Raw genomic sequence first — 22651 nt, forward strand, 5'->3', positions numbered from 1 at the left:
GGTCAGCCACCTTGATCGCGGACCGTGTCCGCTGTGCTGAGTTCCGTCGCCCAGACCGCTGCCGGTGTCTTCTCCGCAGCCGGGGACCCGTTGACCGGGGTGGTCACCCGCGTGCTCACCCCACCGCTGCGGGAGGTGTACGCCGTGCTGCTGCGGGCGGGCGTGATCGAGATCGTCGACTGATCGCCCACAAGCTTTTCGAGCAGCCCCGGTGCGAACGCGGCCGCCGCGGTCGCCGCACCCGCACAGCCCAGCGCCTGGGCCCACCCGACCGGTCCGAGCGGGGTGCAACCGAGGAGCTGACTGACACCGGGAGTACTGACCATCACGGTAAGTGCGGCGAGTGAACCGCCCGCGGTGAGCACCACGAGCGGACTCCGCGAATCGATGAGCGTCTGACCCAGCTGTGTGCCGACCAGCGCCACCAGCCCGACCGTCGACGCCCGGCGTTGCCTGCCCGTCACGCTCGCCAGCGCCCACGCCGTCGTCGCGCCCGCCGCGGTGGCGGCGCCGCGGATCGCGACTGTCCGCCACAGCGCCGCACTGTCCGGGCCGCGACCCTCTCCCCGGGCCTGTTCGTTGGGCGGACTCACCGCGAGCGCGGCCGCGGGCAGGGCGTCCGTGAGCACGTTCACCAGCAGGAGCTGACGCGCCGTCAGCGGCGACCGTCCGGCGATCGCACTGCCGATCAGGGCGAACGCCACCTCGCCTGCGTTCCCGCCGAGCAGCACCGACACTCCCGCCTGCACCCGCCGCCACAGCTGACGGCCCTCGTCGAGGGCGTCGAGCAACGCGTCGACGCGGCCGTCGAGGAGCACCACGTCCGCGGCGCTGCGGGCCGGGTCGCTGCCGCGCGAGCTGACACCGATCCCCACGCTGGCCGCCCGGATCGCGGCCGCGTCGTTGGCGCCGTCGCCGACCATCGCGCAGACGTGACCGACACGCTCGAGGGTCTGCACGATCTGCACCTTGTTCTCCGGCGACATCCGGGCGAAGACGACGCACTTCTCGACGGCATTCTCCTGCCCCCGGTGCGACAGGGTGTCCCAGTCGGTCCCGCTGATCACCTGCTCGGACGACACCGCCAGTCCCAACTCTTTCGTGATGGCGGTGGCCGTGACGGGATGGTCGCCGGTGATCAGCCGGACCCCGACCTGTAGCCCTTCCAATGCCGGGAGCAGTCCGGCCGCTTCGGGGCGCGGGGTGTCCGCCAGCCCGAGCAGTCCGACGAGTTGCAGCCCACTGCCGCACAGATCGTCGAGCACCGCGGTGTCGTCGGCCGCGCGACGCGCCTGGAAGGGCGTGACGGTCCGGCGGGCGACGGCGATGACGCGTAACCCGTCGGCAGCCATGCCGAGAACGGTGTCGTGGACCTCGTCCGCGTCGATTCCGGCGCACGCCGCGACCACGACCTCCGGCGCACCCTTCAACGACACGTGTGTCCCGGACAGCGAGGCGGAGTAGGACCGTCCGGACCGGAACGGAAGGTAACTGCTCCGGTCCTCCCCCTGCGGTAGCAGGTCCACTGCCGCGTCGGCGATCGCGGCGTCGGTGGCGTGTGCGGCCGGACTGCCGTCTGGGGTCACCGCGCTCCGGCCCGCGCACACGAGCACGTCCTCGCGATCGAACCCCGCCTCCGGGACGGCGGTGACGACCCGCAGTCGGTTCTCGCTCAGGGTGCCCGTCTTGTCGAAGCACACCACGTCGACGCGGCCGAGCGCCTCGACGGACCGCGGCGTCCGCACCAGTGCGCCCGACCTCGTCAGTCTGCGTGCGGCGGCCTGCTGCGCGAGTGTCGCGACGAGCGGTAGACCCTCGGGAACCGCCGCCACCGCGACCGCGACGCCGCTCGTGACGGCCTGCCGCAGTCCGGTGCCGCGCAGGAACCCGACGGCGGTGACCAGCGCGCCGCCTCCCACGCTGACGGGCAGCACCCGGTCGGTGAGGCTTCTGAGCTGCGCCTGCAGACCCACGTGCGACGCACTCGCGGGGGTGAGGGCACCCGCGCGTCCCGCTTCCGTTGCGTCGCCCACCGCGGTGACGATCGCCGCCGCCGTGCCGGTGAGGATCGTGGTCCCCGCGAACACCATGCAGGCGCGGTCACTGAGTGGTGCGCCCGGAGTCGGCGACGTCTGCTTGCTCACCGGCAGCGATTCCCCGGTGAGCGAGGACTCGTCGACTTCGACGCCCGACGCCTCGACGAGCCGGCCGTCGGCGGGCACCACCTCGCCGGGACCGATCTCGATCACGTCGCCCGGCCGCAACCGCGACGCCTCCACCCGCTCGGTCACCCGGCGCTCCGGAGGCCCGGCGACGCGATGCGCGGGCGGATCGCCCGCCGCCAGCAACCGGTTCAGCAGACGTTCCGCGTGCAGGCGTTGCACGGCCGACAGCGCGGCGTTGCCCGCCAGCACGGACCCCACGAGCACCGCGTCGATCGGCGACCCCAGCAGGGCGCTCGCCGCCGATCCGGTGGCGAGGACGGGGGTCAGCGGATCCGACAGTTCCGTGCGCATCGCCCGGCCGAAATCCCAGGCCAGACCGACCGGCCACGCCGTGAGCCGCCCGATCGCCTCGACCGGGGTCAGCACCAGATTCACCGCGCGACGCCGGGACGCCGCGGCATCCTCTTCGTCGCGCGGGGGCAGCAGGCGGCGCACGTCCGGCACCGGCATCTCGTGCCAGGCGTGAACCGGGGCGGCGGGTGGAACCTCGGCCCGCAGCACACTGCGCGCGAGGGAATGCCCCGTCCACAATCCTGCCGCCGCGCCGACCGTGACGGGTCCGGGTCCGCGGCCACGCACTCCGGGCAGCATGACGAGCGCACCGAGCATCGACGCCGCCGTCGCGATCTCGACGCCGCGCCGGCTCGCCGTCCGCGCGTCCGGCAGGGCCCGCAACACCCGCCACACTCCGACGAGGTCGTCGACCAGCAGGTCCGCGCACCACGGTGGCGGGGCGTCGTCGACGAGGACACCGATCCCGACGTCGGCGGACGACAGGGCGTGCGGCGCCCGGCCGGCGATCACCGCGACCGTCGCGCCGTTCGCCTGCAACTGCGCGACGGCGTCGCGAAGGTCCGCGTCCAGTGACCCGCTCGAGGGCAGCAGATCGTCGAACGCCGAGCGGAGTCCGCCGAGCGTGTCCACGTTCACCGACACCACCTGGGCGCCCGACGAGCGCGCCTGCGCGAGCACGGCCGCTGCGCTCGGATGGTGCGCCGGGGTCACGAGTACGGCGGCATCTTCGTCCACGGCTGCCGCGGCGACATCATCCGGAAGGTCGGTCAGCGCGTGCCAGCCCACCCCGAGGGCGCCGGCCTCCACGGCAGATCGAGCGGCCTCCCACACTCTCGTCCGGTCGGCGTCCCGAACCGCACGGATCCCCCTCACCCGAAGTTCGGCCGTGTGCAGCACCGACGGGTCCACGACCACCGCGTCGACCCGGTCCAGGCAGCGGAGCGCGCCGGGACGCAGGGCCAGCACGGCGTGGCGATCGGCCAGTCCACGGCCCAGTGTCGCGGCGAAGGCCTCGCGTGCGGTGCGCGCCGCCTTCGGCGCGGCGACCAGGGCCGCGTCCGCGGCGCCTGCGACGCTTCGGGTCGCCGCTCCCACCGCGGTCGCGCCCACCCACTGCGCGATCGCCGCCCGGTCCACGTCCCGCTCCACCGGTCCCGATGCGCCGCGCGGGCGGGCGGGGCGCTCCGTGTCGTCCGCGGGGTCCCGGGCCAGTTCGGGTTCGCGGCGGTGCCACACCCGCCGGCCCGACCACGCCTCCGCCGTGATCGCCGACCGCAATGCCACGTCCACGGCGAGTGACGCAGGTGCCCGCCGCAGCACGTCGCCGACGGCCTGAGCGGTGGCGAGCAGCAGTTCGGCGGCGTCCGGCCCGAGCCGGTCCTCGACCATGCTGCGCAATCGGGGTTGATAGTTGACGAACGTGACGGCGGCGGCTGGCACCGCCGACGGCAGGGCGGGCATCGGAAGCAGGCGAACGCCGGCGGCCGCGACCAGGCCCGTCGTGACGGCGGCCAGTGCGAGCGCGCGTTCGGCGAGTGCGACGTCGTCGCCGGGAAGTTCTCCGGGCCGGTCGCGGACGGCACCGCGGGCGATCGGTCGCGCGACATCCTCCGCGCCCGCGACCACGGCACACAGCGCGGCCACCGACGGTCCGTGCTCGTCGACCGTCACCACCAGCCGGGACAGCGCGCGGTTGAGTTCGGCTCCCGCCACACCGGCGGTTTCCCGGACGGCGCCGAGAACGGTCGCGGCCACGTCGTCCCCGCGAGGTCCGTCGAGTCCGCGGACCTCGATCCAGGCACGGCCGTGTCCGGAACTCGTGCGGCGGGCCGGGGTTCCCCCGAGCACCTCGGTGGCGATCTGCGTCGCGGTCCGTGCGGTGGTGGATATCAGATCGGCTGCGACCGTGCCTCCGTAAGACGCCACCCCGAGTCCGACACCGGCGCCGCGCACCGGCAGGGATGCAGCGGCACGGACGTATCGACCGAGTCCCACGGCAGCTACTGCCTGGAACCCACGCCGAACTGCCGCAGCACGAGCGCCGCCCCGCGGACTCCGCCGACCACACCACCGATCGCGGCGCCGCCGACCGCACCGACCGCGCTGGTCGTCGCGTTCGCAGCACCTGACACGGCGTGCACTGTGCCGTCGACGGTTCGCATGACGAGCTCCCATCGGCCGTGGCCACTACCGCCGATGCGCGGCGGATCATGTCTGCGGTACCCACCTCAGGGTATTCTCAACCGCCGCGCGCCGGAACAGTTTCAGGGAACTCTCAGCGACTATCGGATGCTGTTCTGTCCCATGGGAATTCGATCACCTTGTTCGGTGCGCCAGAATTCCCAGCCGTCGTGGGTTTCGATGTCTCCGCTGATGTGACTGGCAACGGCGGTCGCCGCCGTCGTGGGGTCGGGAAACCGGCGGCCCTGCATCGGACCGCGCATGATCTCCAGAGTCTGCGTGTCGGGGTCGAACCGTCCGACCAGCCGATAACCCTCGAAGTCGGCCACGACCTCGAGGCGGGTATCGATCAGTTCCTCCAACGCCGCGGTCGCTTTCGCCGGCTTCTTCCGGGCGGATGCGCGGGCTGCGGCGTCTGCGCGCAACGTGGCCGCCGTCGTGGCGCGTTGCGCGTCGCTGTAGCGGCTGGGGTCTTTCTCCCCCGCCAGCCCGAGAAGATCCCAGCGCCCGCGACCGTGCGCGACCCGGCTCAGCGGAATCGCGTGATGTCCGGTCCGCGTGCGGCCCGGGGTGTCCATCATCCACAGATCCACCTCGGCGCGGATGTCGTCGGCCACCTCGGACGAGGGCACGACGAAGAACTCCTCCGGCGAACTCGCGAGATCCACGAACACCCAGAACCGCGAGCCGGTGTCGTCGTCGTCGAGCGATTCGTCCTGTTTGCGGGCCTGCCAGTCACCGCTGAGCTTGGAGCGCACCCGCACGATGCAGCTCGTGCCGTCGTCGCCCCAGACCTGGACGGGGTTACGTCGCGAGTGGGTGAGCCGGACTGCCTTGCCGCCCCGTTCCACGACATCGGCGATGAAAGCCTGGATTCCCCGGCTGGCGGTGTCTTCCACTGTCTACGTGTCCGTCCCTGATTCTGCGTCCCGTACGCAGGTGGAGAGAGGTGTGGCGACGGGTTTGCGCAGCACGACTCGGCGTTCTTCCCCTCACCTTACGTGCCGAGCCCGGCGCGCGGTGACTACCCGACCGCGCGGGCCGCTTCCGCCGCCTCGGCGAAGAACCACGACAGCACCAGGGCACCGGGGTCCACGACGCCGCGCGCCGCCTCCCCGATGTAGCTGGCCCGGCCGCGCCGCGCGGTGATGTCCGCGGTCGCCTCGGCGCCACGTGCGGCGGCGTCCGCGGCCTCGGCCAGACCGTCGGCCGGACTCTTCCCGGCCGGGGCGGCCGATTCGAGGGCGGCGACGGCCGGGTCGATGGCGTCGATCATCGTCTTGTCTCCGGGCTGCGCCCCGCCGAGTTCCTGGATCGTATCGAGGCCCGCCCGTGCCGCGGCGGCGATCGCCTTCAGGTCAACACCGTGCGGTGCGTCGGCGGCCACCCGGTAGAACTGCCGGAACCAGACACCGAACAGCGCGCCCGACGTGCCGCCCGCGTGACCGAGATAGGCGTCGGACAGTGACTCGAACACCGTCGGCGGGGAGTAGCTGTCGCGGATCCTGGGAACGTCGACGTGGTCGAGTGCAGCCGCCATGTTGGTGCCGAAGTCCCCGTCGCCTGCGCGGCGGTCGAGGTCGGTGAGGTTTGCCTCCTCGGCGAGCACCTTCTCCACGAACGCGCCGATCCACGCGCCCACCGCCGCACGGCCCAGCGTGTCGGCGGTGCCGGACACCTCCGGCTCGTCCTCACGGGAGGCGACGTTCGACCGGAACCGCACCTCGGATTCGTCTGCGATGCCGCGGAATTCACCGGCCGGGGCGTTGGGCCATCCCGGTGCGGCGGTCGGTGCGTCCCACAGGTCGAGGAGCTGGTCGTCGCAGCGCACCAGTGTGATGGACGCGCCGTCCATGTCGAGGGCGGTGACGAAGCTGCCGACCAGCGAGCGCCGGATCACCACACCCCGCTCCGCGAGGTGGTCGGCAAGTTCACCGAACAGCAGTTGCAGCTCCAGCGGATGCGCCGCGCCGAGCCCGTTGACGATCGCGATCACCGGCTCGCCCCGCTCCACGCCGAGCGAGGCGAGCACGGGGTCGGCGAGCCGGCGGACCAGTTCGGCCGCGCCCATCGCGTCGACCCGTTCGGTTCCGCGTTCGCCGTGGATGCCGATCCCGAGTTCGATCTGCCCGTCGGGGAGGTCGAACGACGGCGAGTCGGCCCCCGGGACCGTGCACGCTCTCAACGCGACCGCCATGCTGCGGGAATTCCGGGCGGTGCGTCGCCCGAACTCCGCGACGGTGGCGAGGTCGTCTCCGCGCTCGGCCGAAGCGCCGCAGATCTTCTCGACCGCGATCGTGGCAGCGGTGCCGCGACGTCCGGGCCCGTCCTCCCGTTCGGAGGCGACGTCGTCGTCGACGAGCACGTGCTCGACCGTGATGCCGTCCTCCGCCGCCAGTTCGCCGGCGATGCGGAAGTTGAGGACGTCGCCGGTGTAGTTCTTCACGATGTGCACGACGCCGCCGCCCGCGTCCACGGCCCGGGTGGCGGCCCGCACCTGCAGTGCGTTGGGTGAACTGAAGATGAGGCCGGGACAGGCTCCGGTGAGCATGCCCCGGCCGACGAACCCTGCGTGCAACGGTTCGTGCCCGGACCCGCCGCCCGACAGCAACGCGACCTGCCCGGCCGGCAACGGTTCCCGCCGTGTGAGATATCCCGGTTCCGGATGCCATTCGAGGTCGTCGGTGGTGGCGACGGCCCCGCGGAGCGCGTCGACGACGAAGGACTTGGGCGAGTTCAGGAACTGTGGATGCGCCATGCTCCCAGGCTAAGCGTCCGCATGTGAGTGCCGCGGAGTGCCGGAGCACACTTTGCCACTCACGTGGGAGGCGGCCGCCAGCGCTTCCTCGAACTCCCGCAGGCCCGATTGCGATCCGAGCAGCAGCGCGAGCCGGGTCAGGAATCCCTCGTGGTCCGATTCGTCCGACTGGTCGAGCGCCTCGGACAGTCCCATCCACACGTTCTCGCGCAGCAGTTCGTCCGGCGTCGCCGTCGTCTCCGTGTGCGTGGGGACGACGCCCAGCGCGGGGGCGGTTGCCGTTTTCAGGTGGTCGCGGACGTCGCCGAGCAGCGACAGGTCCCGAACCCGACACAGGACGAGTCCGTCCGGGCGGATCACGAAGCACTCACCCGCGGACGCGCCGAGGGCCTGCGCCAACGCGCCGTCGGAGTCGTCGAGGACCGTCAGGTCGGCCGCCCCGGCCACCGCCACCGCCGCCCCCGGTGCCGGGACGACGACCGCCCGCACCGATTCCGGCGACAGCGCCATTGCGAGCGCGGACGCGTGCGCGGCGATCATCCGAGCACCGGCCGGGTCGACTCCGACACCGAGCACCGCGAAACCCGTTCCCCGGACACGGTTCAGCGAAGACTGCACCGACCCGTCGGCGGTGGCGACGCGGACGCGCCGGTCCTCCATCGGATCCCCGGGCAGCACGCCGGTCGTCCCCTCGGCCACCGGCCACGTGAGCGGCGACAGGTGCGCGTGCGTCGCACTCGACTGCCGCGGGTTGACGAGGTGACCGAACTCCGGACGGGTCGTGGCCAGCGCCAGCACCGCGTCGCGGGTGGTGCGGTAGCCGTGGCTGCCGGGCGACATGATGAGCGTCGACTTGCCCGCGTTGTCGACGTTCTGCTGCCAGGCGGCGCGCCGTTCGGCCGAATACGACTGCAGGAGAGACTCATCCGCGGTCCCGTGGACGACGGCGGCCAGGGTCCAGGCCAGGGTCTCGGCGTCCTCCATGCCGGAGTTCAGCCCGCGGACTCCGAAGATCGGCACCAGGTGGGCGGCGTCCCCGGCGAACAGGATGCGACCGTGCGTGAAGTCGTCCAGCGCGAGCGCGTGCGCGCGGTAGAAGCCGTGCCATTCGAGGGTCCACGGCACGTCGTTCTCGAGCCAGTCGAGGTGCCGGGTGATGCGGTCGCGGATGCGGTCTTCCTGTGTCTCGAGTTCGGCGTCGTCGGCGCTGTCGAGTTGGTAGTCGATGCGCCAGATGTCGCGGGGCTGCTGATGCATGATGATCGTCGAGCCGGGGTTGCTCGGCGGGTCGAACCACACCATCCGCTCGGCGGGCAGCGTCGATTCCCAGTGGATGTCGGCGATGACGTAATTACCCTGATAGCTGTTTCCCTGCAACCGGATTCCGGCGAGTTCGCGCATCCGGCTGCGACCGCCGTCGGCGGCCACCACCCAGCGCGCACGCAGGCGGCGCGCACCGAACGCGGTGTCGACGTCGAGCGTCACGTCCTCGTCCGACCGCAGCACCCCGGCGACGCTCGACGACCAGTGGAACGTGATCAGTGGGTGCGCGAGCAGTGTGTCGGTCATGATCTGCTCGATCTCGGACTGCGACACGTTGACCATGGGCCCGCGGACGTCGTGGTCGCCGTGCGCCATCTCGAAGTGCAGCACCTGTTCGTCGCGGTAGAAGCTGCGCCCACCCACCCAGGGGAGCACGATCTTCTCGAGTTCCGGCCCGAAGCCGAGCCGGGCGGCCACCTCGAGGCTGTGCCGGGAGATACAAATGGCGCGGCTGCCGAACGACACCTGGTCGGCGGCCTCGAGCACGGTGACGGGGATGCCGCGCTGCGCGAGGCCGAGTGCGACGCCCATGCCGACCGGTCCCGCGCCGACGACGACGACGGGCAGGGCCTCGTCGGTTGCACCGGTCGACGCGAACTCCGTCGCCGGGTACTTCTGTGGCTGAAAGTAGGTGGACATGTCAGGCGGCCTCCGCTTCCCGGCGCTTGGTGGTGGTTTCCGGCAACAGCAGGATCGAGACGAGACTGACCACGGCGATCACCACGAAGTAGGCGGTGACGGCCGTCGAAGTGCCGAACGCTTCGAACAGCCACGTCGCCATGAACGGTGCGAGCCCGCCGCCGAGGATGGCGCCGATCTGGTAGCCGAGAGACGCACCGCTGTAGCGGATGTGGGCGGGGAAGAGTTCCGCGAACAGTGCCGACTGCGGCCCCGCGGTGGTGCCGAGGACCGCCGCCATCACGATCATCGCGAGCAGCATGACGGGGATCGACGCCGTGTCGATGAGCGGGAAGAACACCGCGGCCACGATCACGAGCGCGATCGAACTCCACGTGTACACGCGGCGCCGGCCGAGCACGTCCGACTTCCAGGCCGACACGGCCATGCCCGCCATCCAGACCGGGCACGCGACGATCAGCAGTGTGAGCATGGTGGCGCGGCTGTATCCGAGTTCCTTGGTGCCGTACGTGAGGACGTACACCATGAACACGTAGGCGATGCCGTTGGTCGCGATGAACGTGCCGGCCGCGAGCAGCACCGTCCGCCAGTTGCGGGTCAGCACCTCGACGATCGGCATCTTCACGATCGTGTTGCTCTCCTTGGCCTCCGCGAACGCCGGGGACTCGAAGACGCCGAGGCGAATCCACATCGCGACGCCGACGAGCACGGCGCTCATCAGGAACGGCACCCGCCAGCCCCACGTCTGGAACGCGTCGTCGGACAGCAACTGGGTGACGGCGAGGAACACGACGTTCGCCATGATCACTCCGGCCGGAACGCCCATCTGCGGTGCCGCGCCGTACAGGCCGCGCTTGCCTTCCGGGGCGTGTTCGGTGGCCATGAGCACCGCGCCGCCCCATTCGCCGCCGACGCCGATGCCCTGGACGAACCGCAACGACACCAGCAGGATGGGTGCGGCCACCCCGATGGCCTCGAAGTTCGGGAGCAGGCCGATGCCGACGGTCGCGGCGCCCATCATGGTCAGCGACAGCACCAGCATCGACTTGCGTCCGATGCGGTCACCGAAGTGCCCCATGACGACACCGCCGATCGGGCGGGCGATGAAGCCGACCGCGAACGTGGCGAATGCGGCGAGGGTTCCGGCGAACGTCGACGCGCCGGGGAAGAACTGCGGTCCGATCACCAGGGCTGCGGCGGTGCCGTAGATGAAGAAGTCGTACCACTCGATCGCGGTACCGACGAAGCTCGACAGGACTGCCCTGCGTGCTTCCTTGTGAGACACCGGCGGTGTCGCCTCGGTGATTGCCGTCATCGTCTGCCTTCCCGGTTCTGCTGCGCGCGCACTCATCGCGCTACCGGAAAACAATGACCCGACTCACATACATCTGAAAAGCGGGACTATCCCCACATGAATTGCAGAAAAACCGTGGAAGGCGTGAATGCGCAGCTCAGGGTGTGACGAACCGGATGAATGCCCGCGCGACCCGGCTCAGCGTCGCCTCCTGATGCCACGCCACCACCACGGCCACCGACGCCGGTTTCGGGTCGGCGATCGGTTTCACCACGACGGGCAGCCCCTCGTACGTGACATCCACCCGGGGTCGCTGCAGCAGCAGCGTCCACCCCAGGCCGCGTCCGACGAAGGCCCGCGCCGTCTCGAAGTTCGCGGTCCGGTACGCCACCCGGGGCGCGAATCCGGCCTCCCGGCAGACGTCCATCGCATGGTTGGTGCTCGGTGGCGCGTCCAGCAGCACCATCGGGTGCTCGGCCAGATCCGCGAGGCGCACCGGCCCGTCGACACCCGCCAGCGGATGCTCCGCCCCGAGCACCACCATCGGCTCGCGGGTCATGAGCGGCACGGTCTGCCACTCCGGGGAGAGGTCGAGGTCGTAGACGATGGCGACGTCCAGTTCGCCGCCCTCGAGCTGCGTCCGCAACCGGTTCTGGGTGTCTTCCCGGAACTCCACGGACGCCCGCGGGTACTCCGCGGTGAACGCGTACAACATCGACGGCAGGATCGTCGGGCCGAGCGCCGGGTAGCAGCCGACGGCGATCGGCCCCGCCACGACACCGCCCTCCCCGGATGCGTCGGCCTGCAACTCCCCCGCCTGCTGCAACAGGGCACGCGCCCGCGACAGCACCGCCTCCCCCGTCGGGGTCAGCTGCACACCGCGGGCCCGCCGGCGCACACACAACTGCGCCTTCAGTGCCTTCTCCAGGTCCGTCACCGCCGCGGACAACGCCGACTGCGACAGGTGCATCCGCTCGGCCGCACCACTGATCGTCCCGGTCTCCGCCACCGCCACGAACGCCGCCAGCTGGCGCATCGTGTACACGGGGACGTTGTCGGGGCGGGGCATGCAAGAACGGTAGCGCGGACAATTCAGCGTCCGGTGGCCGCCGGGACCTGCGCGAGCACCTCCCGGGTGGCGGCGACCAGCCGCGCGAGCCACGCGTCCGTGCCGACGACCTGCCGGAGCGGTTCGTTGGGGAGTTCGATGCTCACCGGCAGGCCCGCCGGCAACGTCGCCCAGATGTCGGCGAGCGGGATGCCGCCCGACCCCGGCACCAGCCGCTCTTCGCGCGCCTGACGGATCAGTTCGGCGTCGTCCGTGGGCGCAGGCACCGAGCCGTCGCACATCTGGGCGTAGTGCAGCCACTCCCGCGGGATCGCCGCCAGGTCGTCGAGCGTGGTGCTCGACCGTCCGACGTGCAGCCCGTCCACCAGCACGCTGCGCGCCGGCCCGTCGGCCTGCGACACGATCTCGACCGCGGTGGTCGCGTCGGGCACGGCCGTCCACGGCATGAACTCGAGGCTCGCGACGATGCCGTACTGCGCGCACAGTTCCGCGAGCCGGGCGTAGGAGTCGGTGAGCCGGGAACGGTCGCGGTCGTCGCCGCCGACGAGCACGGCCTTCGCACCGAGCCGGGCGCCCGCCTCGAGCAGCGGAACGTACGACTTCGGGTCGAAATCGGCTCCCAGCCGGATGATTTCGAGGTCGAACACCTCGATCGGCGAATCGTCGAGACGACGGATCAGCGCGTCGAGGGCGGCGTCGTCCTCGTGCAGCGGGTAGGCGGTGGTGCCGGGCGCGGCGGGCAGCAGCCGGATGCCGATGGTGTCGAAGCCGTGCTTCTCGGCGAGGTCCACCTGCTGCAGCGGCGCGGTGTCGAGCACGGTGAGTGCGGCAAGGCCGAGTGGGGCGGTCATCGCAGATCTCCTGTCGTCGAGGCGAGGCGGCGACCGGTGAGGTAGCCGAAAGTCATGGCCGGGCCGAGGTTGATGCCGCCGGACGGGTAGTGGCCGCCCATGACGCTGGACTGGTCGACCCCGACGGCGAACAACCCGTCGATCGGCTGGTCGTCGTCGTTGAGCACCCGCGACGCCCTGTCGGTGACCAGACCGGCGAACGTGCCGAAGCTGCCGGGCACCACCTTGACCGCGTAGAACGGGCCTTCTTCGAGCGGTGCGAGGGAGGCGTTGGGCCACGGATTGTCGGCGTCCCCGGACCCGACGGTGAACGGGGTGGTGCCACGACCGAACTCGGGGTCGACGCCGTCGCGGGCGCCTTCGTTGAACGCTGCGACCGTCTTCTCCAGGCCATCGGGGTCGACGCCGATCTTCTCGGCCAGCTCGCGCACCGTGCGGCCGCGGGTGAGGTAGCCGGACTTCAGGTAAGGCCACGTGGGGATCGGCAGCGGCTTGGCCATGCCGAGCGGGAAGTACCGCAGGTACTGTTGGTCGGCGATCAACCAGGAGCAGACCTCGTCGCCGTCGGGGACCTGTTCGACCATCGCCAGAGTGTAGTCGTGGTAGCCGAGGGCCTCGTTGACGAAGCGGCGACCGTCGGCGAGAACGCCGATGGCGCCGGGCTTTCCGCGGTCGAGGATGTGCGGGAACACGCCCTCCTTGCCGTTGCGGTATCGGATGATCGACACCGGGCAGTACGCCACCGGCGATGCGACCGAGCGGTCGAGTCGGCCGCCGACCGACTCGCCGAGGGTGATGCCGTCGCCGGTGGTCGTGGACGGGGTGAGGGTCCAGTGTTCACGGCCCGTGGGTGTGCGGGGGAAGAGTTCGCGGCGCCGGTCGACGTCGCGACTGAAGCCGCCCGTCGCGAGGACGACTCCGCGGCGGGCGGACACGGAGTAGGCCCCGTCCGGGCCCTCCAGCCGGACACCGGTGACGGTGCCCGCGGAGTCGGTGGTCAGCGCGGTGGCCGCCGTGCTCACGCGGATCTCGACGCCGGCGTCGAGCGCCGACCGCAGCAGCCGGCCGACGAGCGCGGTGCCGTTGACGAGCTGCTGGCCGCGGCGTGTGATGGCGAGGTCGAGCAGGTGCGTGGACACCCTGCGGGCGCAGTGCACGAATGCCTTCGCCGAACGCGTCGAGTGCAGGAAAGCCTGGAGGTCCGGGCCGGCCATGATGCCCATACCGAGGAACGACGTCTCGTAGAGCTGCCGCCGGAGCAGCGCCGCGACGTCGGGGCCGAGCTTCCGGAGGCTCACCGGCTTCGGCCCGACGGAGCGGTGTCCCGTGCCCGCACCCGGTGTGTCGCCGTGGATGTCGGCGATCTTCGCGCCCGGAACGAATTGCAGCGCCGTCTTCTTCTCGAAGAACTCGACCATCTCGGGTGCGCCGTCGAGCAGGGCATCGACCTTGGCGGCGTCGAAGTTCTCGCCGAGTCGGTGCTCGAGATAGGTGCGCGGCAGCGAGCGATCCTCGTTCACGCCGTCGGCCTGCGCGAACAGGTTCCGCGGCGTCCACATCCAGCCGCCGGACCACGCCGTCGCGCCGCCGCACGTGTCCGCCTTCTCGACGACGAGGACGGAGGCTCCCCCGTCGGCTGCGGCGACGGCGGCGGACAGACCGCCCGCTCCGGAGCCGATGACGACGACGTCGTAGGTGGCGATGGTGTGTTCGGGGGTCATAGCGTCTCCTGAGCGGATGTCATTGCGAAAGTCGGTGCGGGCGTGAGGTCGACGACCCGGCCGGTGCGCGAAGACTCGTAGATCGCCGCGATGATCGCCAGCGAGGCGCGCGCGTCACGTCCGGTGACGGCAGGATCGCGACCGGTCAGGACGGAGTCCGCGAAGTCCTGCACCTGGAGTGTGTGGAAGTCGGCGAGTCCGGCGTTGACTTCGGTGACGTCGAGATTGGCGCGGACGTCGGCTGGGAACGGGGCACGGAACTCCACTTCGCCGGGGACCGTCCAGATCTCGTTGACGCCCTCCCGGCCCTCCGGGAACTCGAGGACGCTCGCAATCACACCGGTCTGCCCGATCACGGTGACCCGGTTGCCGAGGTTGTGGTTGGCGCCGGTGGTCGCGGTGACGGTAGCCGTGCCGCCCGACGCGAACGAGACGACGGCGGACGCGCTGTCCTCGGTCTCGACGTGGTCGCCGTGTGTGTGGGTGCGGATGAAGCCGCTCACCGACACGGCCTCACCCATGAACCACTGGAGCATGTCGATCTGGTGGACGGCCTGCGTCATCAGGACACCGCCGCCGTCGGTGTCCCACCGTCCGCGCCACTCGTCGGCGGAGTAGTAGGACGACGGGCGGTGGAGAAGCACCGACGCCTCACCGAGCACCGGAATGCCGATCCGGCCGTCGTCGATGGCCGTCCTGATCCGCCTCGCGGCCGGCCAGAACCGGCGCTGGAACAGCACACCGAACGTGATGCCCGCGTGGTCGGCGGCCGCGATCATCCGGTCGGCCGCGGCGACGTCGACCGCGATCGGCTTCTCGCACAGCACGTGGATCCCGGCCTCGGCGGCCGCGACGACCACCTGCTCGTGCACCGGATGCGGGGTGCAGACGGTGCACGCATCGAGGCCGAGGGCGATCAATTCCTCCACCGAACCGACGGCCCGCGCGATGCCGTGCGCGGATGCGAACTCGCGGGCGCGGTCGACGTCAGGGTCGCAGCAGCCGACCACCTCGACGCCGGTCACCTGCTGCAGGGCCCGTGCGTGGTTGCCGGCGATCTTTCCGCAGCCGACGATGCCGATACGTAGTGCCATCAGTAGTGTTCCTCGGTTTCGACGTCCCTGGCCGCGGACTCGCCGCGGTCGAGACGGTTCAGGGCGTCGACGTCCGCGCCGGTGAGCCGCACGTCGAGGGCGGCCAGGTTCTCGGCCTGGCGCGCGGGATTCGCGGATCTCGCGACCGGCACGACACCCTGCGCGAAGTGCCAGGCCAGGACCACCTGCGCGGGGGTGCGGTCGAGGCGCCGGGCGATGTCGGTGACCACGGGTGAGTCGAGCACCTCGCCGCGGCCCAGCGGGCTCCACGACTGCGTGAACACGCCGAGTTCGTCGTTCGCGCGCCGGACGGGCAGCCGGGCGAGTGACGGGTCCATCTGGATCTGGTTGACTGCCGGCGCTTCTCCGGTTTCGGTGACGACGCGACGCAGGTGCGTCTCCAGGAAATTGGAAACGCCGACGTAGCGGACGAGGCCGGCGTCGCGGCATGCGAGCATCGCCTCGAACGCCGCCACGTACCTGTCGTGGCGGGGCAGCGGCCAGTGGATGAGGAACAGGTCGAGCCGATCGAGTCCCAGATTCTTCAGGCTGCGCACGACCGCGCCTCGGATGTCACCCGACACGTGATCGCTCCCCCGCAGTTTCGTGGTGACGAACAGCTCCTCGCGGGGCAGTCCGCACTCCGCGAGCGCCACACCCACAGCGTCCTCGTTGTCATAGATCGTGGCGGTGTCGACGAGCCGGTAGCCGGCCTCGATACCGGACAGCACGGCCCGGGTGGCGTCCGAGCCGGTCAGTGGCCAGGTCCCGAGACCGAGGGGCGGGATGTCCATCATGCGCTGACCTCCTCGCGAGCTTCGGCGGCCGCGGTGATCTTCGCGGCGACGTCGGCTGCGGTGACGAGAGCGGCGTGGATGGAGCCGCCGTCGCCACTCGCGTCACCGACCGTGTGGACGCCGAGTCGCGGTGCCAGCGACCGCACTGCGGCGAGCAGGTCGGTGCGCGGCTCGACGCCGTGCGAGATCAGCAGTTCACCGGGAGCGTCCACCACCCGCTCGTCCCCGGCGGTCGAGATCACCACCCGGTCTTCCTCGATCCGCGTCACGATCGACGACAGATGGGTGGTGAGGTTCGCACTCGCCGCGAGCCGCGGCAGCAGCACGATCTTGCCGCGTCGGCCGACATCGTGGGCGATCGTCTCCTGCGGGCCGATCATGACCACCTTCGTGCCGTGCTGGAGCAGGTCGTCGGCGACCGCGGCCGCTTCCCGGTCGGCGCCGAAGATCGTGATCGCCTCGGGTGCAGGGTCTCCGCATTCCAGGAACTCGCGAACGTCGCGGACCCTCCGGGTGTCGGCCCCGGGGAGGTCGACCTCGGGTCCGCGGCCGCCCGTCGCGAGCACGACGGCCTCAAAGTCGAGTTCCGCCAGTGCGGCGGCGTCGACCCGCGTGCCGGTGTGGCAAGCGATGTCGAGGTCGGCGATCTCGGCGAGGTACCAGTCGACGATCCGTGCGTACTCGGGGTACTCGTGCAGTCGCGAGGCCAGCGCGAAATCGCCACCGAGACTGCCGCGTTCGTCGTACAGGTCGACGCGGTGCCCGGCGAGCGCGAGGTCGCGGGCGGCCGCCATGCCCGACGGCCCGCCGCCGACGACGGCGACACGCACCGCCACGTCCGCCGGCTTCGACGGCTGCTCGAGTTCGCGGCCCACCCACGGATTGACCGAGCACGGAACGGGTCCGGCGGCGAGGCTGTCGATGCAGTAGTTGCAGGCGATGCAAGGCCGGTACCGGCCGCCGTCCAGCGCGCGGTTCGGGAAGTCCGGGTCGGCGTGCAGGGTGCGGGCCATGCTGACGAAGTCGGCCTGCCCGGATTCGATGATCTGCGCCGCGACCTCGGGTGAGCTGATCCGGCCTGCGACTCCGACGGGGAGGTCGAAGTCCCGCGTGTACTGCTCGGAGAACGGGGCGAGGAGCCCGCGCGGCCACTCGCCGGGTTGGATGATCCACTGCCCGGATTCGTAGTTACCGGCGGAGACGTCGAGGAAGTCGAGCCGGTCGGTGGCGATCGCGTCGATCCGGGCGCGGGTCGTCTCCGCGTCGAGACCGCCGTCGACGGCCTCGAACGCCGAGAACCGCAGTCCGAGAGCGATACCCGGTGCCATCGCGCGCACGGCGTCGATCACCTTGTTGACGAACAGTGCCGGATCGGCCCACTCGTCGTCGCGGTGGTTGTACGCCGGCGAGAGAAACTGGTGGATGAGATAGCCGTGACCGCCGTGCAGCGAGATCACGTCGACCCCGGCCTGCTGACAGCGCGCGGCGGCCTCACCCAAGCATTCGATGATGTGCTCGATGTCGTCGCCGTCGAGTTGCTCGGGCATTTCGCCGCCGACCACCGCGCACGGGATCGGTGACGGTGCGACAGGGACGAATCCGCTGACGGAACCCTGCGCGGTGCGGCCGCCGTGATTGAGTTCGACGCCGACGAGGGCACCCTGCGCATGAATCGCCTCGGCCATCTTCGCGATGCGCGGGATGCGTTCGTCGACGTCCACTCCCATCTGCCGGACACGGCCCTTGCCGTCGGCCCGCACGTAGCTGGCCTCGGTGAAGACGAGTGCTGCGCCGCCCGCCGCACGGCGCTCGAGGTATGCGATGTACTCGTCGGTCATCGTGCCGTCGACCTCGCAGTAGTTGCGCTCCATCGGCGCCGACACGAAGCGGTTGCGCAGTCGCACGTTACCCAGGTCGAGTGGTGCGGCGAACGGACGCGCGGTCATCGGGACTCCTCGAGAACGGTCGGGGCGCACTGATCGGCGAGCAGTTCGCCGAGGTGACGTCGCATGCGGTCGGGGTCGGGCGTGACCCCGGTGAGGAGGACGAACGTGTCGGCCGCCTGAGCGACGAGCATCTGACCGCCGTCGAGCACGGCGCAGCCGAGAGCGCTTGCTGCCGCGACGAGTTCGGTCCGCAGGGGGCGGTAGACGATGTCGGCGACCCACAGTCCGGGATGGAGCGCGCCGGTGTCGAACGGCGTTCCAGGATGTCCGACCATGCCGATCGGGGAGGCGTTGACGACGCCGTCGCAGCGTTCCAGGTTCGCTTCGATCGCGTCGAGGGGGATGGCCGTGACCCGCGTCTGCGGGAAGGCCGCCGCGAGGCGCGTGCAGACGTCCGCCGCGCGGGCCGGGTCGAGGTCGGCGACCCGCAGGTCCGTCACTCCGGCGGCGGCGAGCGCGTAGGCGACGGCCGAACCGGCACCGCCCGCACCGGCGAGGACGACGCGGCCGAGCGTGGCATCGGGCAGTCCCCGGCGCAGCGCCGCGAGGAATCCGCTGTGGTCGGTGTTGTGACCGATCAGTCGCCCGTCACGGACGACGACGGTGTTGACGGCACCGAGAAGTCGCGCGTTGTCGGATAATTCGTCGAGGGAGTCGACGACCACCTGCTTGCACGGGTGGGTGACGTTGAGTCCGGTGCAACCCGCTGCGACGGCCTGCCGCAGCGTGTCGCCGGAACGGTCGACGGGGATGCCCTCCGCCGCGACGTCGAGCAGGTCGTAGCGGTAGTCGGTCAGGCCGAGGGCGGCGGCCTCGTGTTCGTGCAGCGCCGGCGACAGGGACGTGGCGATCCCTGCCCCGACGAGGCGGATCCGGTGCCGGGTGGATACGGGGTGCATGAAGATCTCCTGCAGTGGTGAAGGTCCGGTCAGGTCAGGCCTCGGTGCGGACGAGCGCCTGGTGCCGGGTGCCGACCGTCGTCGTGCCGGGTTCGCCGAGCTGCTCGGTGGGTGTGCGGTACGTCTCGGGGCCGGTGAGCGCGGCGACCGACGACAGCAGCGCGAAGCCCAGGCACATCCAGGCGACCGGGGTCCAGTTCGCGGTGTCGCCCGCCGACAGCCACTGCGCGATGGCCGGGGTGAAGCCGGCGACCAACAGTCCCAGCATGAGGCTCACGGCCATTCCCGTGTACCGGACCTTGGCGGGGAACTGCTCGGGGAAGTACGCCGGGTACACGCCGTTGGGCATCGCGTAGAACAGGCCGATCAGGACGATGCCGGCCGCGAACACCATCGGCGCGCTGCCCGTTCCGATCGCGTGGAAGAACACGAACACCATGCCGGCGGCACCGACGGCGCCCGTCACGAACACCGGTTTGCGGCCGATCCGGTCGGCGAGCATTCCGAACAGCGGCTGGGTGAGGACCGCCACGAAGTTGGCGACGGCGATGGCCCACAGCATCGTGGAGCGTTCGAGCCCGGCGACCTGCACGGCGTACGCCAGCGCGAAGACGTTGACGATGGTGTTGATCATCGCGAACGTCGCGCTGAGGCTGATGCGGATCACGGTGCGCCAGTGCGAGCGGAACATCTCGACGACGGGGATGCCCGCCGTGTCGTCGTGTTCCTTCAGCTCTTCGAAGACCTCCGGCTCGTCGAGCTTGCGACGCAGCCAGACCGCAACACCCGTCACGACGATGCTGAGCAGGAAGGGCACACGCCAGCCCCACGAGTAGAGCGCGTCGTCGGGCAGCGCGGCCACGGGAATGAACACCAGGCTCGAGATGACGATGCCGAACATGATGCCGCTCATGGTGAACGAGGTGTAGAACGAGCGACGGTTGTCCGGTGCGTGTTCGAGAGTCAACGCGGAGGACCCGGGCGATTCGCCGCCGGCCGACAGGCCCTGCAGCAATCGCAGGAGCACCAGGATGATGGGCGCGGCGATACCGATCTGGTCGTACGTGGGCAGGCAGCCGACGACCACGGTCGCGATACCCATGAGCAGGAGGCACGCCAGCAGCGAATTCTTGCGCCCGTATCGATCCCCGAGATGTCCCCACAGCACTGCGCCGAGTGGACGCGCGATGTACGCCACACCGAGCGTGCCGATCGACAGCAGGGTCGCCGTGGCTCCTCCGCCCGGGAAGAAGATCCGCGGGAAGACCAGCGCTGCCGCGGACCCGTAGATGAAGAAGTCGTAGTACTCGAGCGTGCTGCCGAGGAATCCCGAGACGGCGGCCCGGCGGGCGTTCTCGTTCGGTTGTCCCCCGGTGTCGCGAGTAGACGTGCTTGCCATGGTGTTCCTTTCGTCCCAGGGATCCGGTGCGCCGCAAGGCTTCTTCGGAGGTGACCCACCTCACACGAAGTTCCGGACCGTGACGAGCGTGTCATGGCGGACTATGCGCAGTCCAGCGCAAAAAAAGTCTTAGATATAGACCGAAAATGTCCTAATCGGGAGTCGGGAGAATGTCCTCCGATACCGCGAGGGCCACCCGGAGCGCGTCGGAGACCCGACGCGGGGACCAGGCGAGTCCGTGGTTCATGTAGATCGGCTCACCGGTGAGCGGCACGAACACCGTGCCCGGGGGCGTGAGCGCGGCAATGCCCGACGTCATGAGCGCCACGCCGACACCCGTCGCCACCAGCATCAGGATCATGTACGGGTCGGTGATCTCCTGCACCACGCGGGGACGGAATCCCGCATCGACACAGGCCCGCATCGCGACCTCCTGCAATGCCGAGCCTGCCGACAGCGGTGTCGTGACGAACCCGTCTTCGGCGAGGTCGCGCAAGTCGATCTCCGGCTCCGACGCGAGCGGGTGGTCCGCCGGGAGCACCGCCCCGAACGGCTCGCGGCGGATCAACCGGGTGGACACCGAGGCGGTCTCCACGGGAAGTCCGACGAACGCGAGATCGAGTGCGCCACTGTCCAGTTGAGTGATGGCGTCGCGGGTCATGATGCGTCCGACGAGGGTGAGTTCGATGTCGGGGTAGCGCTGCCGGAGTGCACGGGTGAGCGGGGGCAGCGACAGGTGATTGAGCACGCCCGTGAAGCCGATCTTGATGCGGCCGTACACGCCCCCGGCGGACGCGCGGGTGGCCTGCCGCGCGATGTCGACACTCTCGAGAATGCGGTAGGCGTGCGGCAGGAACGTGTGGCCGGCCGACGTCAGGGCCACACTGCGGGTGCTCCGCTCGAACAACGGCACGCCGATGTCCTTCTCGAGTTTGCGCACCGTCTGACTCAGCGGCGACTGGGCCATCTGGAGCCGCGCGGCGGCCCTGCCGAAATGCAGTTCTTCGGCGACGGCGACGAACGCTTGCAGCCAGCGAATCTCCATCGGATTCCCTTCGGCGAGTTTGACGAGTGTGGCTCAGCCCATATATTCCAATTCGCACACAGTGTGAAACCGATCATTCTGATTTCGCACATAGAACAAGACTAATGCGCACACAGTCGCGAGGAGAGACCACCATGGCCACGTATCCCGAGGGCGCGACCGCGCTCGTCACCGGCGGAGCGAGCGGAATCGGTGCGGCGTGCGCGAAACGCCTCGCCGGCGCCGGGGTCCGCGTCGTCACCGCCGACGTCGCCGCCGGGGCCGACGAGCAACTCGACGTCACCGACGCCGACGCCGTCGAGAAGCTCGCCGCCCGGCTCGGCAGCGTCGACATCCTCGTCAACAGCGCCGGTGTCGTGGGACCGTCCGCTCCCCTGGTGGCCGTCGACCTCGAGGACTGGCGCCGCACGTTCCGCATCAACGTCGACGGGACGTTCCTCCTCTGCCGCGCGTTCGTGCCGGCCATGGCCGACGCAGGCTGGGGGCGGGTCGTGAATCTGGCGAGCATCGCGGCGAAGGATGGAAATCCCAACCAGAGCGCCTACTCGGCGTCGAAGGCGGCCGTGGTCGCGCTGACGAAATCGCTCGGCAAGGAGGTCGCGCAAACCGGTGTCCTGGCCAACGTGGTGGCCCCCGCCGCGGTGGAGAGCCCGATGAATGCCGGCACCGACCCGGCGACCCTCGCGCGGTCACAGAGCCTGACCCCGATGGCCCGGATGGGTCGGCCCGAGGAGATCGCCGAACTCGTCGCATGGCTGTGCTCGGAGGCGCTCAGCTTCTCGACCGGCGCCGTCTACGACGCCAGCGGTGGCCGGGCGTCGTACTAGCGGGACACTCGCTCCAGCAAGTTCGGCAATGGACCGCCTTGGTCACCAGCGACGGCGGCGCCGCCCGACAGTTCCAGAACGAGGCCGAGGTCGGCATGGTCGGCATCGACGTCCCCATCCGCGTCCCCACCGCGTACTACTCCTTCGGTGGCCGCCGCCGGCGCCGCCGATGCTCGCTAATGATGAACTCCGAGGCGGCGCCGGCATGCACCTTGGCGTGGTCACCCACATTCACAAGTGCGCGGGTTCCCGGATTCTCGGTCCTCCCCTGCCATCTCCGCGCACGATT

The 22651-nt window shown here is 70.4% G+C and carries 15 protein-coding genes and 1 pseudogene; 1 reads left to right on the plus strand and 15 read right to left on the minus strand.

The annotated features are described in order from the left end of the window. Positions 1 to 2: 2 nt before the first annotated feature. The 15 genes and pseudogenes from HGB39_RS10590 to HGB39_RS10660 all read right to left on the minus strand — a co-directional run bounded on the left by HGB39_RS10590 (position 3) and on the right by HGB39_RS10660 (position 21535). Complete coding sequence (locus HGB39_RS10590) at positions 3 to 4514, minus strand: cation-translocating P-type ATPase (protein WP_064080484.1); 4512 nt, start codon at positions 4512 to 4514, stop codon at positions 3 to 5. Between the two features lie 44 nt (positions 4515 to 4558). Further along, positions 4559 to 4681: pseudogene (locus HGB39_RS10595) on the minus strand (hypothetical protein); the annotation flags it as partial. Between the two features lie 120 nt (positions 4682 to 4801). Continuing rightward, positions 4802 to 5599 (minus strand): hypothetical protein, encoded by a 798-nt coding sequence (locus HGB39_RS10600; protein WP_064080485.1) that lies wholly within the window; start codon positions 5597 to 5599, stop codon positions 4802 to 4804. Between the two features lie 125 nt (positions 5600 to 5724). Then, complete coding sequence (dhaL, locus tag HGB39_RS10605) at positions 5725 to 7458, minus strand: dihydroxyacetone kinase subunit DhaL (protein WP_064080486.1); 1734 nt, start codon at positions 7456 to 7458, stop codon at positions 5725 to 5727. A 9-nt stretch (positions 7459 to 7467) separates the two neighbouring features. Further along, positions 7468 to 9420 (minus strand): FAD-dependent monooxygenase, encoded by a 1953-nt coding sequence (locus HGB39_RS10610; RefSeq protein WP_005569928.1) that lies wholly within the window; start codon positions 9418 to 9420, stop codon positions 7468 to 7470. Position 9421: 1 nt separating this feature from the next. After that, entirely contained in the window at positions 9422 to 10735 is a 1314-nt protein-coding gene (locus HGB39_RS10615; protein WP_005569926.1) for an MFS transporter, read from the minus strand. 136 nt (positions 10736 to 10871) lie between these two features. Beyond that, complete coding sequence (locus tag HGB39_RS10620) at positions 10872 to 11783, minus strand: LysR substrate-binding domain-containing protein (protein WP_005253940.1); 912 nt, start codon at positions 11781 to 11783, stop codon at positions 10872 to 10874. 23 nt (positions 11784 to 11806) lie between these two features. Further along, on the minus strand, positions 11807 to 12634 hold the full coding sequence (locus HGB39_RS10625) for a sugar phosphate isomerase/epimerase family protein (RefSeq protein ID WP_005569923.1): 828 nt from the start codon (positions 12632 to 12634) through the stop codon (positions 11807 to 11809). Beyond that, positions 12631 to 14355, minus strand: coding sequence for an FAD-dependent oxidoreductase (locus tag HGB39_RS10630; RefSeq protein ID WP_064080487.1), 1725 nt, complete (start codon positions 14353 to 14355; stop codon positions 12631 to 12633). The genes HGB39_RS10625 and HGB39_RS10630 overlap by 4 nt, the downstream gene beginning before the upstream one ends. Beyond that, positions 14352 to 15449 carry a Gfo/Idh/MocA family protein gene (locus HGB39_RS10635; protein ID WP_005569922.1) on the minus strand — a complete coding sequence of 366 codons (1098 nt, stop codon included), beginning with the start codon at positions 15447 to 15449 and terminating at the stop codon, positions 14352 to 14354. Before HGB39_RS10635 ends, HGB39_RS10630 begins: the two co-directional genes overlap by 4 nt. After that, on the minus strand, positions 15449 to 16246 hold the full coding sequence (locus tag HGB39_RS10640; protein ID WP_005569921.1) for an aldo/keto reductase: 798 nt from the start codon (positions 16244 to 16246) through the stop codon (positions 15449 to 15451). The genes HGB39_RS10635 and HGB39_RS10640 overlap by 1 nt, the downstream gene beginning before the upstream one ends. Beyond that, positions 16243 to 18192 carry an oxidoreductase gene (locus HGB39_RS10645; RefSeq protein ID WP_064080488.1) on the minus strand — a complete coding sequence of 650 codons (1950 nt, stop codon included), beginning with the start codon at positions 18190 to 18192 and terminating at the stop codon, positions 16243 to 16245. The genes HGB39_RS10640 and HGB39_RS10645 overlap by 4 nt, the downstream gene beginning before the upstream one ends. Beyond that, positions 18189 to 19091, minus strand: coding sequence for a shikimate dehydrogenase (locus HGB39_RS10650; RefSeq protein WP_005253934.1), 903 nt, complete (start codon positions 19089 to 19091; stop codon positions 18189 to 18191). The genes HGB39_RS10645 and HGB39_RS10650 overlap by 4 nt, the downstream gene beginning before the upstream one ends. Positions 19092 to 19125: 34 nt before the next feature. Further along, positions 19126 to 20490, minus strand: a complete 1365-nt coding sequence (locus HGB39_RS10655) for an MFS transporter (RefSeq protein ID WP_005560587.1) — start codon at positions 20488 to 20490, stop codon at positions 19126 to 19128. Between the two features lie 151 nt (positions 20491 to 20641). Continuing rightward, the gene (locus HGB39_RS10660; protein WP_005252314.1) at positions 20642 to 21535 is read right to left on the minus strand and encodes a LysR family transcriptional regulator; all 894 of its coding nucleotides are present in this window, start codon (positions 21533 to 21535) and stop codon (positions 20642 to 20644) included. A 134-nt stretch (positions 21536 to 21669) separates the two neighbouring features. Between HGB39_RS10660 and HGB39_RS10665 the strand changes: the two genes are divergently transcribed. Then, positions 21670 to 22362 carry an SDR family NAD(P)-dependent oxidoreductase gene (locus HGB39_RS10665; protein ID WP_005560586.1) on the plus strand — a complete coding sequence of 231 codons (693 nt, stop codon included), beginning with the start codon at positions 21670 to 21672 and terminating at the stop codon, positions 22360 to 22362. Positions 22363 to 22651: the final 289 nt, after the last annotated feature.

It is taken from the genome of Rhodococcus opacus, assembly GCF_012396235.1.
Classification (GTDB): Bacteria; Actinomycetota; Actinomycetes; order Mycobacteriales; family Mycobacteriaceae; genus Rhodococcus_F; species Rhodococcus_F opacus.

Bases quoted from the DNA above. Each gene is read 5' to 3' on its own strand.
- HGB39_RS10630 (WP_064080487.1), bottom strand. From the start codon at position 14,355: ATGACCCCCGAACACACCATCGCCACCTACGACGTCGTCGTCATCGGC.
- dhaL (WP_064080486.1), bottom strand. From the start codon at position 7,458: ATGGCGCATCCACAGTTCCTGAACTCGCCCAAGTCCTTCGTCGTCGAC.
- HGB39_RS10610 (WP_005569928.1), bottom strand. From the start codon at position 9,420: ATGTCCACCTACTTTCAGCCACAGAAGTACCCGGCGACGGAGTTCGCG.
- HGB39_RS10655 (WP_005560587.1), bottom strand. From the start codon at position 20,490: ATGGCAAGCACGTCTACTCGCGACACCGGGGGACAACCGAACGAGAAC.
- HGB39_RS10660 (WP_005252314.1), bottom strand. From the start codon at position 21,535: ATGGAGATTCGCTGGCTGCAAGCGTTCGTCGCCGTCGCCGAAGAACTG.
- HGB39_RS10615 (WP_005569926.1), bottom strand. From the start codon at position 10,735: ATGACGGCAATCACCGAGGCGACACCGCCGGTGTCTCACAAGGAAGCA.
- HGB39_RS10640 (WP_005569921.1), bottom strand. From the start codon at position 16,246: ATGATGGACATCCCGCCCCTCGGTCTCGGGACCTGGCCACTGACCGGC.
- HGB39_RS10635 (WP_005569922.1), bottom strand. From the start codon at position 15,449: ATGGCACTACGTATCGGCATCGTCGGCTGCGGAAAGATCGCCGGCAAC.
- HGB39_RS10665 (WP_005560586.1), top strand. From the start codon at position 21,670: ATGGCCACGTATCCCGAGGGCGCGACCGCGCTCGTCACCGGCGGAGCG.
- HGB39_RS10650 (WP_005253934.1), bottom strand. From the start codon at position 19,091: ATGCACCCCGTATCCACCCGGCACCGGATCCGCCTCGTCGGGGCAGGG.
- HGB39_RS10625 (WP_005569923.1), bottom strand. From the start codon at position 12,634: ATGACCGCCCCACTCGGCCTTGCCGCACTCACCGTGCTCGACACCGCG.
- HGB39_RS10645 (WP_064080488.1), bottom strand. From the start codon at position 18,192: ATGACCGCGCGTCCGTTCGCCGCACCACTCGACCTGGGTAACGTGCGA.
- HGB39_RS10620 (WP_005253940.1), bottom strand. From the start codon at position 11,783: ATGCCCCGCCCCGACAACGTCCCCGTGTACACGATGCGCCAGCTGGCG.